This is a genomic window from Bradyrhizobium sp. 18BD (genome assembly GCF_054185225.1).
Genome location: NZ_JAVAYL010000004.1, coordinates 165,666 through 179,087, shown reverse-complemented (window position 1 = coordinate 179,087; position 13,422 = coordinate 165,666). Strand labels below are relative to the sequence as shown.

Annotated in this window: 12 protein-coding genes and 1 pseudogene; 7 read left to right on the top strand and 6 right to left on the bottom strand. The window is 66.3% G+C overall.

Annotated features, from left to right (window positions below; translation table 11 throughout):
* Positions 1-14: 14 nt before the first annotated feature.
* From RAD16_RS09200 to RAD16_RS09185, 4 genes are all read right to left on the bottom strand, one after another.
* Complete coding sequence (locus RAD16_RS09200) at positions 15-788, bottom strand: TIGR03809 family protein (RefSeq protein ID WP_458157795.1); 774 nt, start codon at positions 786-788, stop codon at positions 15-17.
* A gap of 511 nt (positions 789-1,299) precedes the next feature.
* Entirely contained in the window at positions 1,300-3,027 is a 1,728-nt protein-coding gene (locus RAD16_RS09195) for a S8 family serine peptidase (RefSeq protein ID WP_458157558.1), read from the bottom strand.
* Positions 3,028-3,042: 15 nt separating this feature from the next.
* Positions 3,043-3,738, bottom strand: coding sequence for a hypothetical protein (locus RAD16_RS09190; RefSeq protein WP_458157557.1), 696 nt, complete (start codon positions 3,736-3,738; stop codon positions 3,043-3,045).
* Positions 3,735-4,304 (bottom strand): sigma-70 family RNA polymerase sigma factor, encoded by a 570-nt coding sequence (locus tag RAD16_RS09185; protein WP_326899638.1) that lies wholly within the window; start codon positions 4,302-4,304, stop codon positions 3,735-3,737. The genes RAD16_RS09190 and RAD16_RS09185 overlap by 4 nt, the downstream gene beginning before the upstream one ends.
* A gap of 439 nt (positions 4,305-4,743) precedes the next feature.
* On the opposite strand from RAD16_RS09185, the gene RAD16_RS09180 reads away from it, so the two are divergent.
* Positions 4,744-5,901 (top strand): GGDEF domain-containing protein, encoded by a 1,158-nt coding sequence (locus RAD16_RS09180; protein WP_458157556.1) that lies wholly within the window; start codon positions 4,744-4,746, stop codon positions 5,899-5,901.
* Positions 5,902-5,961: 60 nt separating this feature from the next.
* On the top strand, positions 5,962-7,062 hold the full coding sequence (locus tag RAD16_RS09175; protein WP_458157555.1) for a DUF2336 domain-containing protein: 1,101 nt from the start codon (positions 5,962-5,964) through the stop codon (positions 7,060-7,062).
* 11 nt (positions 7,063-7,073) lie between these two features.
* On the opposite strand, the gene RAD16_RS09170 is transcribed toward RAD16_RS09175, so the two are convergent.
* Both RAD16_RS09170 and RAD16_RS09165 read right to left on the bottom strand, forming a co-directional pair.
* Positions 7,074-7,712 (bottom strand): NrsF family protein, encoded by a 639-nt coding sequence (locus tag RAD16_RS09170; RefSeq protein WP_458157554.1) that lies wholly within the window; start codon positions 7,710-7,712, stop codon positions 7,074-7,076.
* Positions 7,713-7,714: 2 nt separating this feature from the next.
* Positions 7,715-8,260, bottom strand: a complete 546-nt coding sequence (locus RAD16_RS09165; protein WP_458157553.1) for a sigma-70 family RNA polymerase sigma factor — start codon at positions 8,258-8,260, stop codon at positions 7,715-7,717.
* Positions 8,261-8,550: 290 nt separating this feature from the next.
* On the opposite strand from RAD16_RS09165, the gene RAD16_RS09160 reads away from it, so the two are divergent.
* From RAD16_RS09160 to RAD16_RS09140, 5 genes and pseudogenes are all read left to right on the top strand, one after another.
* Complete coding sequence (locus tag RAD16_RS09160) at positions 8,551-9,207, top strand: hypothetical protein (RefSeq protein WP_458157552.1); 657 nt, start codon at positions 8,551-8,553, stop codon at positions 9,205-9,207.
* 138 nt (positions 9,208-9,345) lie between these two features.
* Positions 9,346-10,125, top strand: coding sequence for an enoyl-CoA hydratase (locus RAD16_RS09155; RefSeq protein ID WP_458157551.1), 780 nt, complete (start codon positions 9,346-9,348; stop codon positions 10,123-10,125).
* 189 nt (positions 10,126-10,314) lie between these two features.
* Positions 10,315-11,745: a TolC family outer membrane protein gene (locus RAD16_RS09150; RefSeq protein WP_458157550.1), complete on the top strand. Its 1,431-nt coding sequence runs from the start codon at positions 10,315-10,317 to the stop codon at positions 11,743-11,745.
* Positions 11,746-11,771: 26 nt separating this feature from the next.
* Entirely contained in the window at positions 11,772-12,329 is a 558-nt protein-coding gene (locus tag RAD16_RS09145; RefSeq protein WP_458157549.1) for a hypothetical protein, read from the top strand.
* A 51-nt stretch (positions 12,330-12,380) separates the two neighbouring features.
* Positions 12,381-13,342 (top strand): annotated as a pseudogene (locus tag RAD16_RS09140) (amidohydrolase family protein).
* Positions 13,343-13,422 lie beyond the last annotated feature (80 nt).

Sequence of the window (13,422 nt, the reverse complement as noted above, 5' to 3'; positions counted from 1 at the left end):
CCCGCTTCCAAACCCTAGAACGCGTTCCGCAGCAGCGGGTACTTTGCTTGCAGGCCGTCGAGGCTGAGGGTGAATTCGACGACGCGCTCGGGGGCTGCGACGATCTCGGTGACGGGCGGGGCGAACTGCGGCAGGAGCGCGGCCATTGCAGCGGGCTGGGCCAGCGGCGCCTTCACGGCAGGGGCGGCACGCGGCGGCACAGCCGCGGGCGCAGCGACCGGCGGCTTCACGGCGGGCGCGATGAACGGCGCCAGAGCGGCGGGCGCGGCGGCCGGTGACATCACGGCCGGTACGGAGAGCGGAGCCCTCGCAGCAGGCGCCTTGAGCGGCGGCACCTCGGTCGGCGCGGTGAATGATGCGAACTTGGCAGCCGCCACGCGCGGTGTGGCCGGAGCCCGCGGTACGAGCGGGGCTTCGGTGACTTCGGGGAGAACGTCCAGCTTCGGCGCGAGCTTGACCGGCACGGCGGTCTCAGGCGCGATCTTAACGGCCTTCTGGACGGCCTTGGGCTGCATGGTCTGCGTCTCGCGCGGGAACACGCGGGGCATGGTCGCCGGCGACCAGCCGAAGGCGGGCGAGACGCTCGCTGCCGCCGCAGCCACGTCGCCACCGGTGGCGAGCGCCCGCCAGGTCTGGACGGCGCGTTTGGCTTCCTGGATGTTTTCGAGGAATGCGATCTCGGAGTGGTAACGGCGCCAGCGTCCGGTCTCGAACATTTCGGAGAGGTGTTCCAGCCGCTGCTCGGCGAGTGCGCACCAGCGCGCCGCAACGTCGCGGCCAGGGGCCACGGCACGAGCAGATTCTTGGCGATGTGTCATGAAACAGCCCGTCGGGAGAAAAATACGGACGCGACGCAACGCACACGAATCAATTTAGAAGCGACATGAATATTTTGTGGAAAAGCTTTGACTTGTCCAGCAACGACACAGCGTCGGTCACGAAATACCGTAGTCGTGCGGAGAATTCCTGGGTTTTCGAGTCAAGCTTCGCACAAGCATGGCGGACTTGTCCGGCTTGAACCGAGCGGCGATGGCCGACGCACGTGCGGCCCTTCAACCGCAAGCTGAACGAACGCGACGCTTCAAAGAAACAGACGCCCAAAAAGAAAAGACCCGTCCGGGGGGACAACCGGACGGGTCGAGCCATATGGGCGCTTGGGGTGGATGGGCGCTCGCGCCTGATATGACTGATGGGGAGGGATGACCGCTCCCACATAATTTGGTCGTGGCAGCAGGCTGAACGTTCAAAGCGGCGTTCGAATTTTTAACCTTCAGCGCGCGCGCAAAGTTGTCGCAGCCACTATCGCGCCGCCGGTCTATCCGCCTGAGAAACCGCAGCTTTATCGTCCGCGCTCGACAGCGAGGGCTGCTCGATGGCGCGAATGCCGGGCTCTGCGCGCGGCTTGTCGGCGTCTTCACGTTTTGTTGTACCCGACGCAGTGGCAAGCGGCGTCGTGCTGTCGGCGGGAACTGCCGTCACCGCAGCGAACGCATCGGCCTCGCCGTCGCCGAACAGATCATCACGCCCGGGTGAACCGAGATCGCGCGCGGTCTTCGCCAGCGTCATGCGCAGCGCTTCCGGCTTGAGCGCGTAGTTGCGCTCGAGCAGCAGCGCCGCGACGCCGGAGACATAGGCGGCCGAGAACGAGGTTCCCGACGTGATCTGGTATTTCCCGTCGGGCGCCGGCAGGAAGATGTCGACGCCGGGCGCGGCCAGCGCGACGTAATTGCCGCGGTTCGAGGCGGTGAACAGCTTGTCCTGCTGGTCGGTCGCGCTCACCGCGATCACGTTGGGATTGGCGGCGGGATAGAGCGGCGGCGATTTCGCGCCCGCATTGCCGGCGGCCGCGATCAGGACCAGGCCACGTGCGGCAGTGGCGGCAATGGCGCGCTCGATCACCGCATCCTTCGGACCGGCAAAGCTCATATTGACGATCTGCGCGCCATGCTCGGCGGCATAGTTCAGCGAGCGCAGGATGATGTAGGACGAGCTCTCGGCGCCGCCCGTGGTGCCGCCGAAAGCGCGGATCGCGATGATGCGCGCCTCGGGCGCGCTGCCCATCAGCTTGGCATGCGCCACGATCGCGCCGGCGATGCCGGTGCCGTGGACGTGCGCCCCCTCGGTGCTGCCGAGCGCGTCGAAATTGTCGGAGATGGAATTGGCGAGCTCGGGGTGCTTGGCGTCGATGCCGGAATCGATCACGGCAACCGTGACGTTGGCGCCGTGCGCCAGCGTATGCGCCTGCGGCAGGCGCAACTTGGCCAGCGCATATTGCGCCGGATCGCCTTCGGTCGGCGTCGTCGCCTTCTGATCCTGGAGCAGGTAGCGGAAGTTCGGCTGGACCGAGCGGACGCTGCCGTCGGCGGCGAATTCGCGCCGCACGGTCTCGTAGGCGCGGCCGTCGGTGATGCGGAACAGGCCGAACGTCGCCCCGATCAGCGGGAAATTCTCCGATGCAACGCGCGCAAGGCCGTGGCGGCGCGCAAGCTCGTCAGCCTCGGCGACCGGCAGCGCGCCGTCGATCTCGGCAACGAACTCGCCCGCGAAGCTCCGCTGGCTCGCCGCGACCGGCGTGTTGCTGTTGCCGCGCCCCTTGCTGGCGCTCTTCTTGCCCGATTTGCCGATCCCCTCGCCGCCCGCATTGGGCTCGGCAAGGCATTCGCCGTCGGCATCGCGATAGGCGGCCGTGCAGGACGGATAGAGGTTCGGCGAGTAGCGCACATGGGGCAGCACCGGCATCACCGGCGCGATCCGGGCCGACGGAATCCGTGCAACCACCGTCGTGGTGGTGGTGGTGGTGGTGGTGGTGGTGGTGACCGTGCGTGGACCGCGACCAACGCTCGCCGCCCGCGCCGCAACGGTGGGAGAGATGGTCGGCGTGCGCGAGGGAACGCTGATCGTGGGCGTGCGCATGATCGCCTGCGCCTCTGCAACCTCGACGCCGAGGGAGGCTGCAAGCAGCAGCGCGGCTCCGACCGAGGAAGCGTAGGCCCCGGGTCGCACTCTACTCTCGGACTTGCGCGCCATCGGTTCAGGGGCGCCTTACGGCGCCGCCACGGCCAGATTGACGAACTTCTCGCGCTGCATCCTGCCGAGCAGCGAGGCAAGCTCGTCCTGGCTCATCGCCTTGTCGAACTGGAGGCGGAACATGCCGCCCTTGGCATCGCCGATGATCGAAGCCTGGTAGCTGTCGAGCAATGCGGTGATGTCGGCAACCCGCGCCTCGGGCGTGAAGCGCACCAGCGCGCGTGCCGGTGCGGCGGATGCACCAAGCTCGCGCGTGATCGGCGCGCCGGTCGACAGTGAAGCGGTCTGGAAGGTCGCGGTCTGGGTCTTCATCAGCACCGCGCCGATGATGCCGGCCTGCAGCAGCAGCGCGATGGCGCCGAGGCTCGCCGACCAGGCCAGCGTGCGCGGCGACAGGCTCGCAAAGAAGGTCGAGATGCGCGTGGAGAGCGGCAGCGACGCGGGCACCTGCGCCGGCTCGGCGTCGATCGCGGCGAACAGCTTCTGCATCGCGCGGGCCGACGGAGCACCCAAGCTTTCGTTCAGATGAATGGTCTCTTCGTACTCGCCGCGGATCGCGGCGTACTGCTTGGCAAGCTCGGGATCGCGCGCCAGCGCGTCCTCGACGCGGCGGGCGTCGCGCGCGTTCAGCGTGCCGGCGGCGTGCCAGGGCAGCAGCAGTTCAATTTCACTGGGCTCTTGCTCCAGCATCTTCTTGCTCAATGCCATCATGGCCAGCCTCGCTCAACGCCGGCTGCCTTCAGCAGTTCGGCCAGTTTCTTGCGCGCGTAGAACAAGCGCGTCTTTACAGTGTTCTCGGGAATGCCGACGATTTCGGCCACCTCTTCCACGGACTTCTCGTGGTAGTAGACGAGATCGACGATTTCCCGGTGTTCCGGCGTGAGGCCCGTCAGACACTCACGCAACGCTTCACTGGTATCCTTTTTCTGCACCGCGATTTCCGGATCGTCGGACGAATCCTCGATCGCGTTGGCAGCTTCTTCGTCCAATCCAACGTCCTTCCTGCGCCGGAGCGCCGAGAGGGCCTTGAATCGGGTGATTGCCAGCAGCCAGGTGGAAACGGCGGATCGGCCTTCGAACTTGCCGGCTTGACGCCAGACGTCCAGAAACACCTCGCTGATGAGGTCTTCCGCCGCCTGCTCGTCCCGCACGAGCCTCAGCCCGAACCTGTAGACCCTGACATGGTGCCGCCCGTACAGCACCTGCATGGCGAGCCGGTCACCTTGAGCGATCCTGGCGATCAGGACCTCGTCCGAAGCCGCCTGTGTCACGCTCAATACCCGTCTCGCAAAGTTGGTCGGGTCGATATGGCGGACGGTTCGACGGGAGGGGCGAAATTCTTCAACCTACCGCAGTCATACGGGAGCCTGTGTGATCTACCCCACATACGCGTATCTTTCTCGTCCCACCCGCGGCGGTTGGCCGCCTCGATCCAGATCGGTAACATAATACTGAAACACTTTCTTGCGGAGCGCCAGCCCGGCATGGGCGGGCCGACCAGGTCCGGTTCCTTAGCAGTCCTGCACGACGTATGTCTCACGAAGCCCAACTTTGGCTCGACCGCATCGCCAACGATGCCTAACCGCCGGCAAAAATCCCCCGCCGGCCGATCTCACCCTGTTCTGCGGTGCACGGTTCGGATTCGGTTTCAAAGGATACCAAACCTAAAGGCTTGCCACGTAGATTTTTGGGCTGAGCTCCACCATTGGCGGGACCATGAGCACGGCCGCGACGTCCTTTCCGGAGAGGAATGCCGCTGAGACCGCGGATCTCGTCCTCACGCCCGAAGCGGCCGCGCCCGAGGTGGTGGTGCGCCGGGCCCGGCAGCGCCGCCAGATGTATATCGGCCAGGTCGCAAGCTACTCGCTCGGCGCCTTCGTCCTGCTGCTCTATGGCTATGACGGCACCGTCGCAATGCACGTGCCGTCGCTGTTCTGGGTCGGCGGTCTTTCGATCATCGGCATCTTCGTGGTGATGTCGGAGGCCGGCGTCGGCGACCGCTTCACCGACCACTATCTCACCGTCTTCCAGATCTCGGCGCATATGGCGCTGCAGTTCGTGTTCCTGGTGTCGGTCCCGACGATCGGCGTCGCCTTCATCAGCGTGCTGTTCCTGATCTTCGCCTTCGGCACGCTGCGGATGACCTCGGCCCAGGCCATGTTCACCTGGGCGGTCGCAACCACGGCTCTTGCCGCCGTGTTCCTCGGCTCCGACCTGCCGATCGGCATGCCCGTCACCACCAGGCTGCAGCGGATGGCCTCGATGCTGTGCTTTGTGCTGGTGATCGGCCAGTGCGCCTTCCTCGGCCTGTTCGGCGCCACGCTGCGCAAGATCCTGTACCGGCGCAGCATCGAGCTGAAGAATGCCTATCGGCGTATCGAGGAACTGGCCGAACTCGACGAGCTAACCGGCTCCTACAATCGCCGCTGCATCATGCGTCTTCTCGACGCAGAGATCGAGAAGTCACGGCAGGCCTCCGCGCCTTGCGCGATCGCGCTGATCGATCTCGACTGGTTCAAGCGCATCAACGACGCCCACGGCCATCCCGTCGGCGACGAGGTGTTGCGCACCTTCGCCATCACCATTTTCGCCAATATCCGCCCGGCCGACTGCTTCGGCCGCTACGGCGGCGAGGAATTTCTGCTGCTGCTGCCGGACACCACAAGCGAGGCCGCCTCGCGCATGATGGAGCGCCTGCGCGCCATCGTAGCCGATCTCGACTGGAGCGCATTCTGCGCCGGCATGCGCGTGACGATTTCCGCAGGCGTCGTGACGCTGCGCGATGCTGATACTGCCGACACGTTTCTCGCACGCGCCGACAGCGCGCTCTATTCCGCCAAGGCGCAAGGGCGCAACCGAATTGCAATGAGCTGACCAATCCATTTTCCCCCGGCGCGCCAAAGGCGGCCGGACCAAACGCTCCAGGACAGGGCAATGAGATCGAAATCCGCCAAAACATCCGAGAATCTGCTCGAAGAATTGCAGGCCGCGCTCTCGCACGGCACCGTTGCGCGCCGCGTCGAGACGCTGCGCCGTGTCACGGATCTCTTCCTGGGTAACGCGGTGGACTATTCCGACGAGCACGTCGGCGTGTTCGACGACGTGTTCCAGTGCCTGATCGAGCAGATCGAGACCTCGGCCCGGGCCCTGCTCGCCGACCGCCTCGCGCCGATCCCGGCGGCGCCGCCGAAGATCATCCGCACGCTCGCGCTCGACGAAGTCATCGAGGTCGCCGGCCCGGTGCTGACGAAATCGGAACGGCTGGACGAAGCAACCCTGATCGAGATCGCGCGCACCCGCGGCCAAGCGCATCTGAAGGCGATCTCGCTGCGCCGGGTGCTGTCGGAAGCGTTGACCGACGTGCTGGTGACGCGCGGCGACGAGGACGTGGTGCAATCGACCGTGAGCAATCCGGGCGCGCAGCTCTCCGAGGGAAGCCTCACCGACCTCGTCACGCGCGCCGAACGCGACGATGGTCTCGCCACCTGTATCGGCCTGCGGCCCGATTTGCCGCGCCATCATTATTTGAAGCTGGTTGCGAAAGCCTCCCTGAGCGTGCGCCGGAAGCTCGAGGCCGCCCATCCCGAGCTCGCGGACGAAGTCTCCAGCGTGGTCCAGGAAGCGGCCCAGCGGATCCGCGCCGCCACCATGACCAGGCAGACCGAGATGGCGCGCGCGCTGGTGAAGTCGCTGCACGAGGACGGCCGCCTCAACGAGTTCCAGGTCACCACCTTCGCCGAACAGGGCAAGTTCGACGAGACCAATGCGGGGCTTGCGGCGCTCGCGGGCGTCGCGGTCGAGACCGCCGAGACCATGATGATCGAGAGCCGCACCGAGGGCGTGATGATCCTCGCCAAGGTCGCAGGCATGCAATGGACGAGCGTGCGCGCGATCATCGCGATGCGCGAAAGACTCTCCGGCGGCTCGCAGACCGACATGCTGACGCTGCGCGACACCTATGAGGCCCTGCGCAGCTCGACCGCACAGCAGGTGCTGCGCTTCCACCGCATGCAGAATGCGACGCCGGCGGCCTGAAGCCGCCGGATTTAGTACCGCAGAACTCGCGAGCCCACCGCAGCGCCGATCACCGTCACCACCGCGGTTGCGATCGTGTACCAGGTCGCGACGAACAGCGGGGAATCGTCGGTGCAGTGCGAGGCATAGAGCGTCGCGGCTAGCCCGGCCGACACCAGGCCGGCGAGCGCACCGGCGAGCGCAGGGCGCGACGGTGCGCCGTGGCGCAGGCCGAACAGTGCGCCCGCGAGCAGCGGCAGCGACATCGCGGGGATTGCCATCAGGCAGGCCCGGGAGTTCTTGCCCATCAGCCGCATCGTCATCGGCATCGCCGGCGCCATCATCGCCTCGCTGCCGATCGCGACCGCGAGCAGGCCGACCGGCAGCAGCAGCAGCCAGCCCCAGCCCCGCATCAGGGCTTCGGGCCGCGACAGGTGCAGGCTGACGATGATCGCGGGGATCGCGAGCGACAGCGTGACCGCGAACTTCATGTCGAAGAACGGATTGTGCATCGCGCTCATCACGTCGGCACGCACGCCGAGGAACGTCGCGAAGATCAGGATCGACAAGGGCGCGGCCACCAGCAGCGCCATGGTCAGCACGGCGCCGACGCGCGGTGCGCGGTGGGCGTTGTCGGCCGCCAGCGAGCGAATGAGTTGATCGGTGTCCATAACTAGTGGTCCCGCAGTTTGGCTGTCAGTGCTGCAAGTCCGCGATGCAGCGCGACCCGCACCGCACCTTCGCTCATCGAAAACTTTGCCGCCGTGTCCTTGATCGACGCAGCCTCGACCGCGATCGACTGCAGCACGTCGCGCTGGCGCTGCGGCAGCGCGTTCAACTGCGTCGCGACTTCGGCGGCCGATGCCGTCTCCTCTGGCACCTCGCCCGGCAGCGTCTCGGCGAAATCGTCGATGTCGACGAAGATCCGCCGACCGCGCCGCCTCAGAGTGTCGATCAGCTTGTTGCGGGCGATCGCAAACAGCCACGGGGCGAAGGGGGCCTCGCTGTCCCAGGTGTGCCGCTTCAAATGCACCGCCAACAGAATTTCCTGCACGATATCCTCGGCCTGATCAGGGGGCTGCCCGGCCCGCGCCAGGCCCCGCCTTGCGGCAGCGCGCAGCACCGGCGTGACCGCCTTCAGCAGGCGATGATAAGCCGCATCATCCCCCGCCATGGCCGACCGCATCAGGCCGGTCCATTCGTCCTCACGTCCGCGCACGCGCGTCCTCACCATGCAATTCGGCCGCTCTTTCAGATTGTTACGCGGGCACCGGCAAGATCACGAATTCGTGATCCAAGCCTCGCCCCGCCACCCGATGCGACCGCCAAACCCGTGACGGGCTCATAACACCGATCCGTTCCGCCCGCACCCGGCACCCCGCCCCGGGGAGGCGGTTTGCCAAGCTTTTGCCCCGTGTAGCCCGAAGATTCCCATTTTCTGCCCCGCTGTCGTCACGCCCCGGGGTCTCTGTTCGGCCCGGGACAGGCGGAATTGGGGAGATCGTCAACATGATGAAAGCCAGCGGACACGCGGCATTGATTCTTCTTGCCGGGCTTTTCTTGCTGTTCGGCGGCGCTGTACAGGCAGCGCCCAGCGCAACCAGCAACTCGGACAGCGCAAGCAAACAGACCGACGTGGCCAAGCCGGGCAAGCAGCGGCGCCACGCCTCGCGCCACCGCGACAGCGTCAAGACCGCGCAGAAATCCGACGACAAGGCCGACAAGAAGGACGCCGCGCCGAAGGCTGGTGATCTAGCCAAGACTGAGAATGACGCACAGGCCTCCAGCCAGATAACGCCTGAGGTCGCCAACGCCCATGCGCAGCTCGCCGCCGCCGACACCCCCGCGGCCGCAGCTTCCGCGATGACCAATCGCGCCAACGACAACGTCCAGGCGGCAGCCGATAATACCGCCGCGCCGAATGCCGAGACCCAGGCAGCGGCGCCCGATCAGCTCAACGACATCGACCGCACCCTGCAGCAGGACAACCCGCCCGCGCCAAAGGCGGTGATCGCCGCGACCGACGCGCAGCCGCGGCCGGCGCCTGTCATGGCGAGCAGCCATCAAAGCTCGGCCTGGGACCAGAGCTCCCTGATCGGCAAGATCTTCATCGGTGTCGGCACGCTGCTGACGCTGGCCTCGGCCGTGCGGATGTTCATGGCCTAGTTTTCTTGGCCTGATTTTGGCCTGACGACATCCCGTCCGGAACGCGCGTCTTGCCGCGTGTTCCGGGCCGCCTTTGGGCCTTGAAGCCATCCGCGCCAGCGGGCACATTGCCCGCCCAATCAAACGCGTGGGTGGAGCATGAGCACGTTCGAACACATCATCGTCGAAAGCAAAGGCGCAGTCGGCATCATCAAGCTGAACCGGCCGAAGATGCTCAACGCGCTCTCCTTCGGCGTCTTCCGCGAGATCGCCGCCGCCGTCGACGATCTCGAGGGCGATGACGCCATCGGCTGCATCGTCGTGACCGGCAGCGAGAAAGCCTTTGCCGCCGGCGCCGACATCAAGGAGATGCAGCCGAAGGGCTTCATCGACATGTTCTCCGAGGACTTTGCCGCGATCGGCGGCGACCGTGTCGCGCGCTGCCGCAAGCCGACCATCGCGGCGGTTTCGGGCTACGCGCTCGGCGGCGGCTGCGAGCTCGCCATGATGTGCGACTTCATCATCGCCTCGGACACCGCAAAGTTCGGTCAGCCCGAGATCACGCTCGGCACCATTCCCGGCATCGGCGGCACCCAGCGCCTGACCCGCGCGATCGGCAAGTCCAAGGCGATGGACCTCTGCCTCACCGGCCGCATGATGGATGCCGCGGAAGCCGAACGCTCGGGCCTCGTCAGCCGCATCGTGGCCGCCGACAGGCTGATGGAAGAGGTCATGGCCGCGGCCGAGAAGATCGCTGCGATGTCGCGCCCTGCGGCCGCCATGGCCAAGGAAGCGGTGAACCGCGCCTTCGAGACCACGCTCGCCGAAGGCATGAGCGTCGAGCGCAACCTGTTCCACTCGACCTTCGCGCTGGAAGACCGCTCCGAGGGCATGGCTGCGTTCATCGAGAAGCGCAAGCCGGTGAACAAGAACCGCTGAAGCCGGCGCACGGTAAGGCTGGTGTAAGACTGTGCGGACTTCCCGCAGAAGCCCTGTGACGCACCTGCAACAAGCACGGAATACATGGGGGTTTTCCCCGCGGCAGTTTGCCTGCGGGACCCCGGCTGGCTAAACAGTTAAGAGAACCGCCATCGGCGGGGGCGGACAGCCGGGGTTGAGCGGGATTACATGATTGGGCGTGCCGCCAGAGCTGGTCGCGTGATGACGCGACGTCGATCGGGCGTGGGTCCTGTGCTTGCGACATGGACCACGCTGGCGCTCTGCTGCGCCCTGCCCTCCGCCGCATGGGCCGAAGCCCTGCCCGAGGCGCTCGCCAAGGCCTACCAGACCAATCCGCAGCTCAATGCCGAACGGGCGCGGCAACGCGCCACGGACGAGAACGTGCCGCAGGCGCTGGCCGGCTACCGGCCGCAGATCGTGGCGAGCCTCAGCGCCGGCCTGCAATCGGTGCGCAATCTGCTGCCCGACAACACCATCCAGACCGCCAATCTGAAGCCGTGGATCATCGGCGTCACCGTGACGCAGACCCTGTTCAACGGCTTCCGTACCGCCAACAATGTGCGCGCCGCGGAACTCCAGGTGCAGTCGGGCCGCGAGGCGCTGCGCAATGTCGGCCAGGGTGTGCTGCTCGACGCGGTCACCGCTTACACCAACGTGCTCGCCAACCAGTCGCTGGTCGAGGCGCAGCGCTCCAACGTTGCGTTCCTGCGCGAGACCGTGTCGGTCACCCAGCGCCGGCTCAACGCCGGCGACGTCACGCCGACCGACACCGCCCAGGCCGAAGCCCGTCTCAACCGCGGGCTCTCCGATCTCAACGCGGCGGAAGTTGCGCTCGCGGTGAGCCAGGCCACCTATGCGCAAGTGATCGGCAACCCGCCGTCGCAGCTCCGCGCCGCCGAGGTCGTCGACCGCTATCTGCCGAAGAGCCGCGAAGACGCGATGACGATGGCGATCCGCCAGCACCCGGCCGTGATGGCGGCCGGCTTCGACGTCGATGTCGCCTCCACCAACATCCGCGTTGCCGAGGGCGCGCTGCTGCCGAGCGCCAGCATCCAGGGCAGCGCCAGCAAAAGCCGCAACAACGATCCGACGCTCGGCACCCTCGCCGAGGACCAGGCCTCGATCGTCGCCAACGTCACTGCACCGATCTATGACGGCGGCCAGGCCGCCGCGCAGACCCGGCAAGCCAAGGAAGTCACGACGCAGAGCCGGCTCGTGCTCGACCAGGTGCGCAACCAGGCGCGCACGGCGGCGGTGAGCGCCTGGGTCGCCAATGAAGGCGCCAAGATCGCAGTCTCGGCCTCGGAGTCCGAGGTGAAGGCGGCAACGGTGGCGCTGCAGGGCGTGCAGCGCGAAGCCGCCGGCGGACAACGTACGACGGTGGATGTCCTGAACTCGCAGGCCGATCTGATCCAGGCCAAGGCCCGGCTGATCGGCGCGCTGCGCGACCGCGTCATCGCCTCCTACACGCTGCTCAGCGCCGTCGGCCATCTCGACGTCAAGACCTTGAGCCTGAACACGCCGGACTATCTTCCCGAGGTGCACTACCAGCAGGTCCGCGACGCCTGGCACGGCCTGCGCACGCCGTCGGGGCAGTAGTTTCAAAATCGATTGGCTTGGTGCCAATGAAAAGCCGCCGCATCCATCTCATAGGAGCTTCGGGCTCCGGCGTGACGACGCTCGGTCGCGCGCTTGCGGGCCGGCTTGCGCTACCGCATCACGACACTGACGACTATTTCTGGCTGCCGACCGTGCCGCCCTACCAGACTACGCGTCCTGCCGCCGAGCGTCTGCGCCTGATGCGCGAGATGTTCCTGCCGCGGCACGACTGGGTGTTGAGCGGAACCGCCAGCGGCTGGGGCGACGAACTCGTCGCGTATTTCGACCTCGTCGTCTTCGTCGTCACGCCGCGCGAACTACGGTTGGAGCGTTTGCGCGCCCGCGAGGCCGAGCATTTTGGTGCTGATGCTGTCGCGCCCGGCGGCTGGCGTCATGAGGAGACCGAGGCCTTCATCGAATGGGCCTCGCACTACGAAGCCGGGGATCGCGAAGGCCGCAGCCTCGCCACGCATGAGGCGTGGCTCGCGGGTCTGCCCTGCCCGCTGGTCCGCGTTGACGGCTCGCGTCCGCTTGCGGAGCTTGTCGAGCAGCTATGCAGCGAGGTGCAGCGGCTGCCCGGCTGATGTGATACTTTCCTGGCCTCACTGCCAAACAATAAAATCCAGGCAGAAACCGTGCTCGATCGCCGCAGCGTCCTGCTCGCCTCTCTTGCCGCCGGAGTACCATGACCAGCAAAGCCCACGCCCGCGCGGCGCAACCCGCGACGCCTGTCAATTTCGACGTCCCGGCGCATGCCTGCGACTGCCACACGCACATTCATGGCGATATCGAAAAGTTTCCGTTCTTCGCCGGGCGTGTCTACACGCCAGGGCCGGCGAGCCCCCAGGAAATGGCCGCGCTGCACAAGGCGTTGCATATCGAGCGCGTGGTGATCGTGACGCCCAGCGTCTACGGCACCGACAATTCCTCGTCACTGTTCGGCATGAAGGCGCGTGGCGCGACCGCGCGCGGGGTCGCCGTGATCGACGAGAAGACGACGGAAGCCCAGCTCGATACGATGCAGCAGGAAGGTTTCCGCGGCATCCGCATCAATCTCGCCACCGGCGGCGTCAGCGATCCCAATGTCGGCCGGGCGCGCTTCACCGCGGCCGTCGAGCGCATGAAGGCGCGCGGCTGGCACGTGCAGCTCTACGCCACGCTGCCGATGATTACGGCGATCAAGGAGCTGGTGCTGGCCGCGCCGGTGCCCGCCGTGTTCGATCATTTCGGCGGCCTCGAGGCTCCCCTCGGACTGGAGCAGCCGGGATTTTCCGACCTCGTCGCGCTGGTCAAATCCGGCAAGGCCTATGTGAAGATCTCCGGTGCCTATCGCTCGTCGAAACTCGCACCTGATTACCAGGACATGGTGCCCTATGCCCGTGCGCTGATCGCGGCGAACCCCGATCGCATCGTCTGGGGCACCGACTGGCCGCATCCGGATTCGAGCCGCGTCGAGGGACGCAAGGCCACCGACATCGCGCCGCTCTACCAGATCGATGATGGCCGCCTGCTCAACCAGTTGCCGGTGTGGGCGCCGGATGCGGATGTGCGCAAGAAGATCCTGGTCGACAATCCGGCGCAACTCTACGGATTCTGATTCGCTAGGCGCTACTGCTGATCACGCAGCGAGCATTAGGTTAGAGCGTGATCCGGAAAAGTGTGCAGCACTTTTCCGAC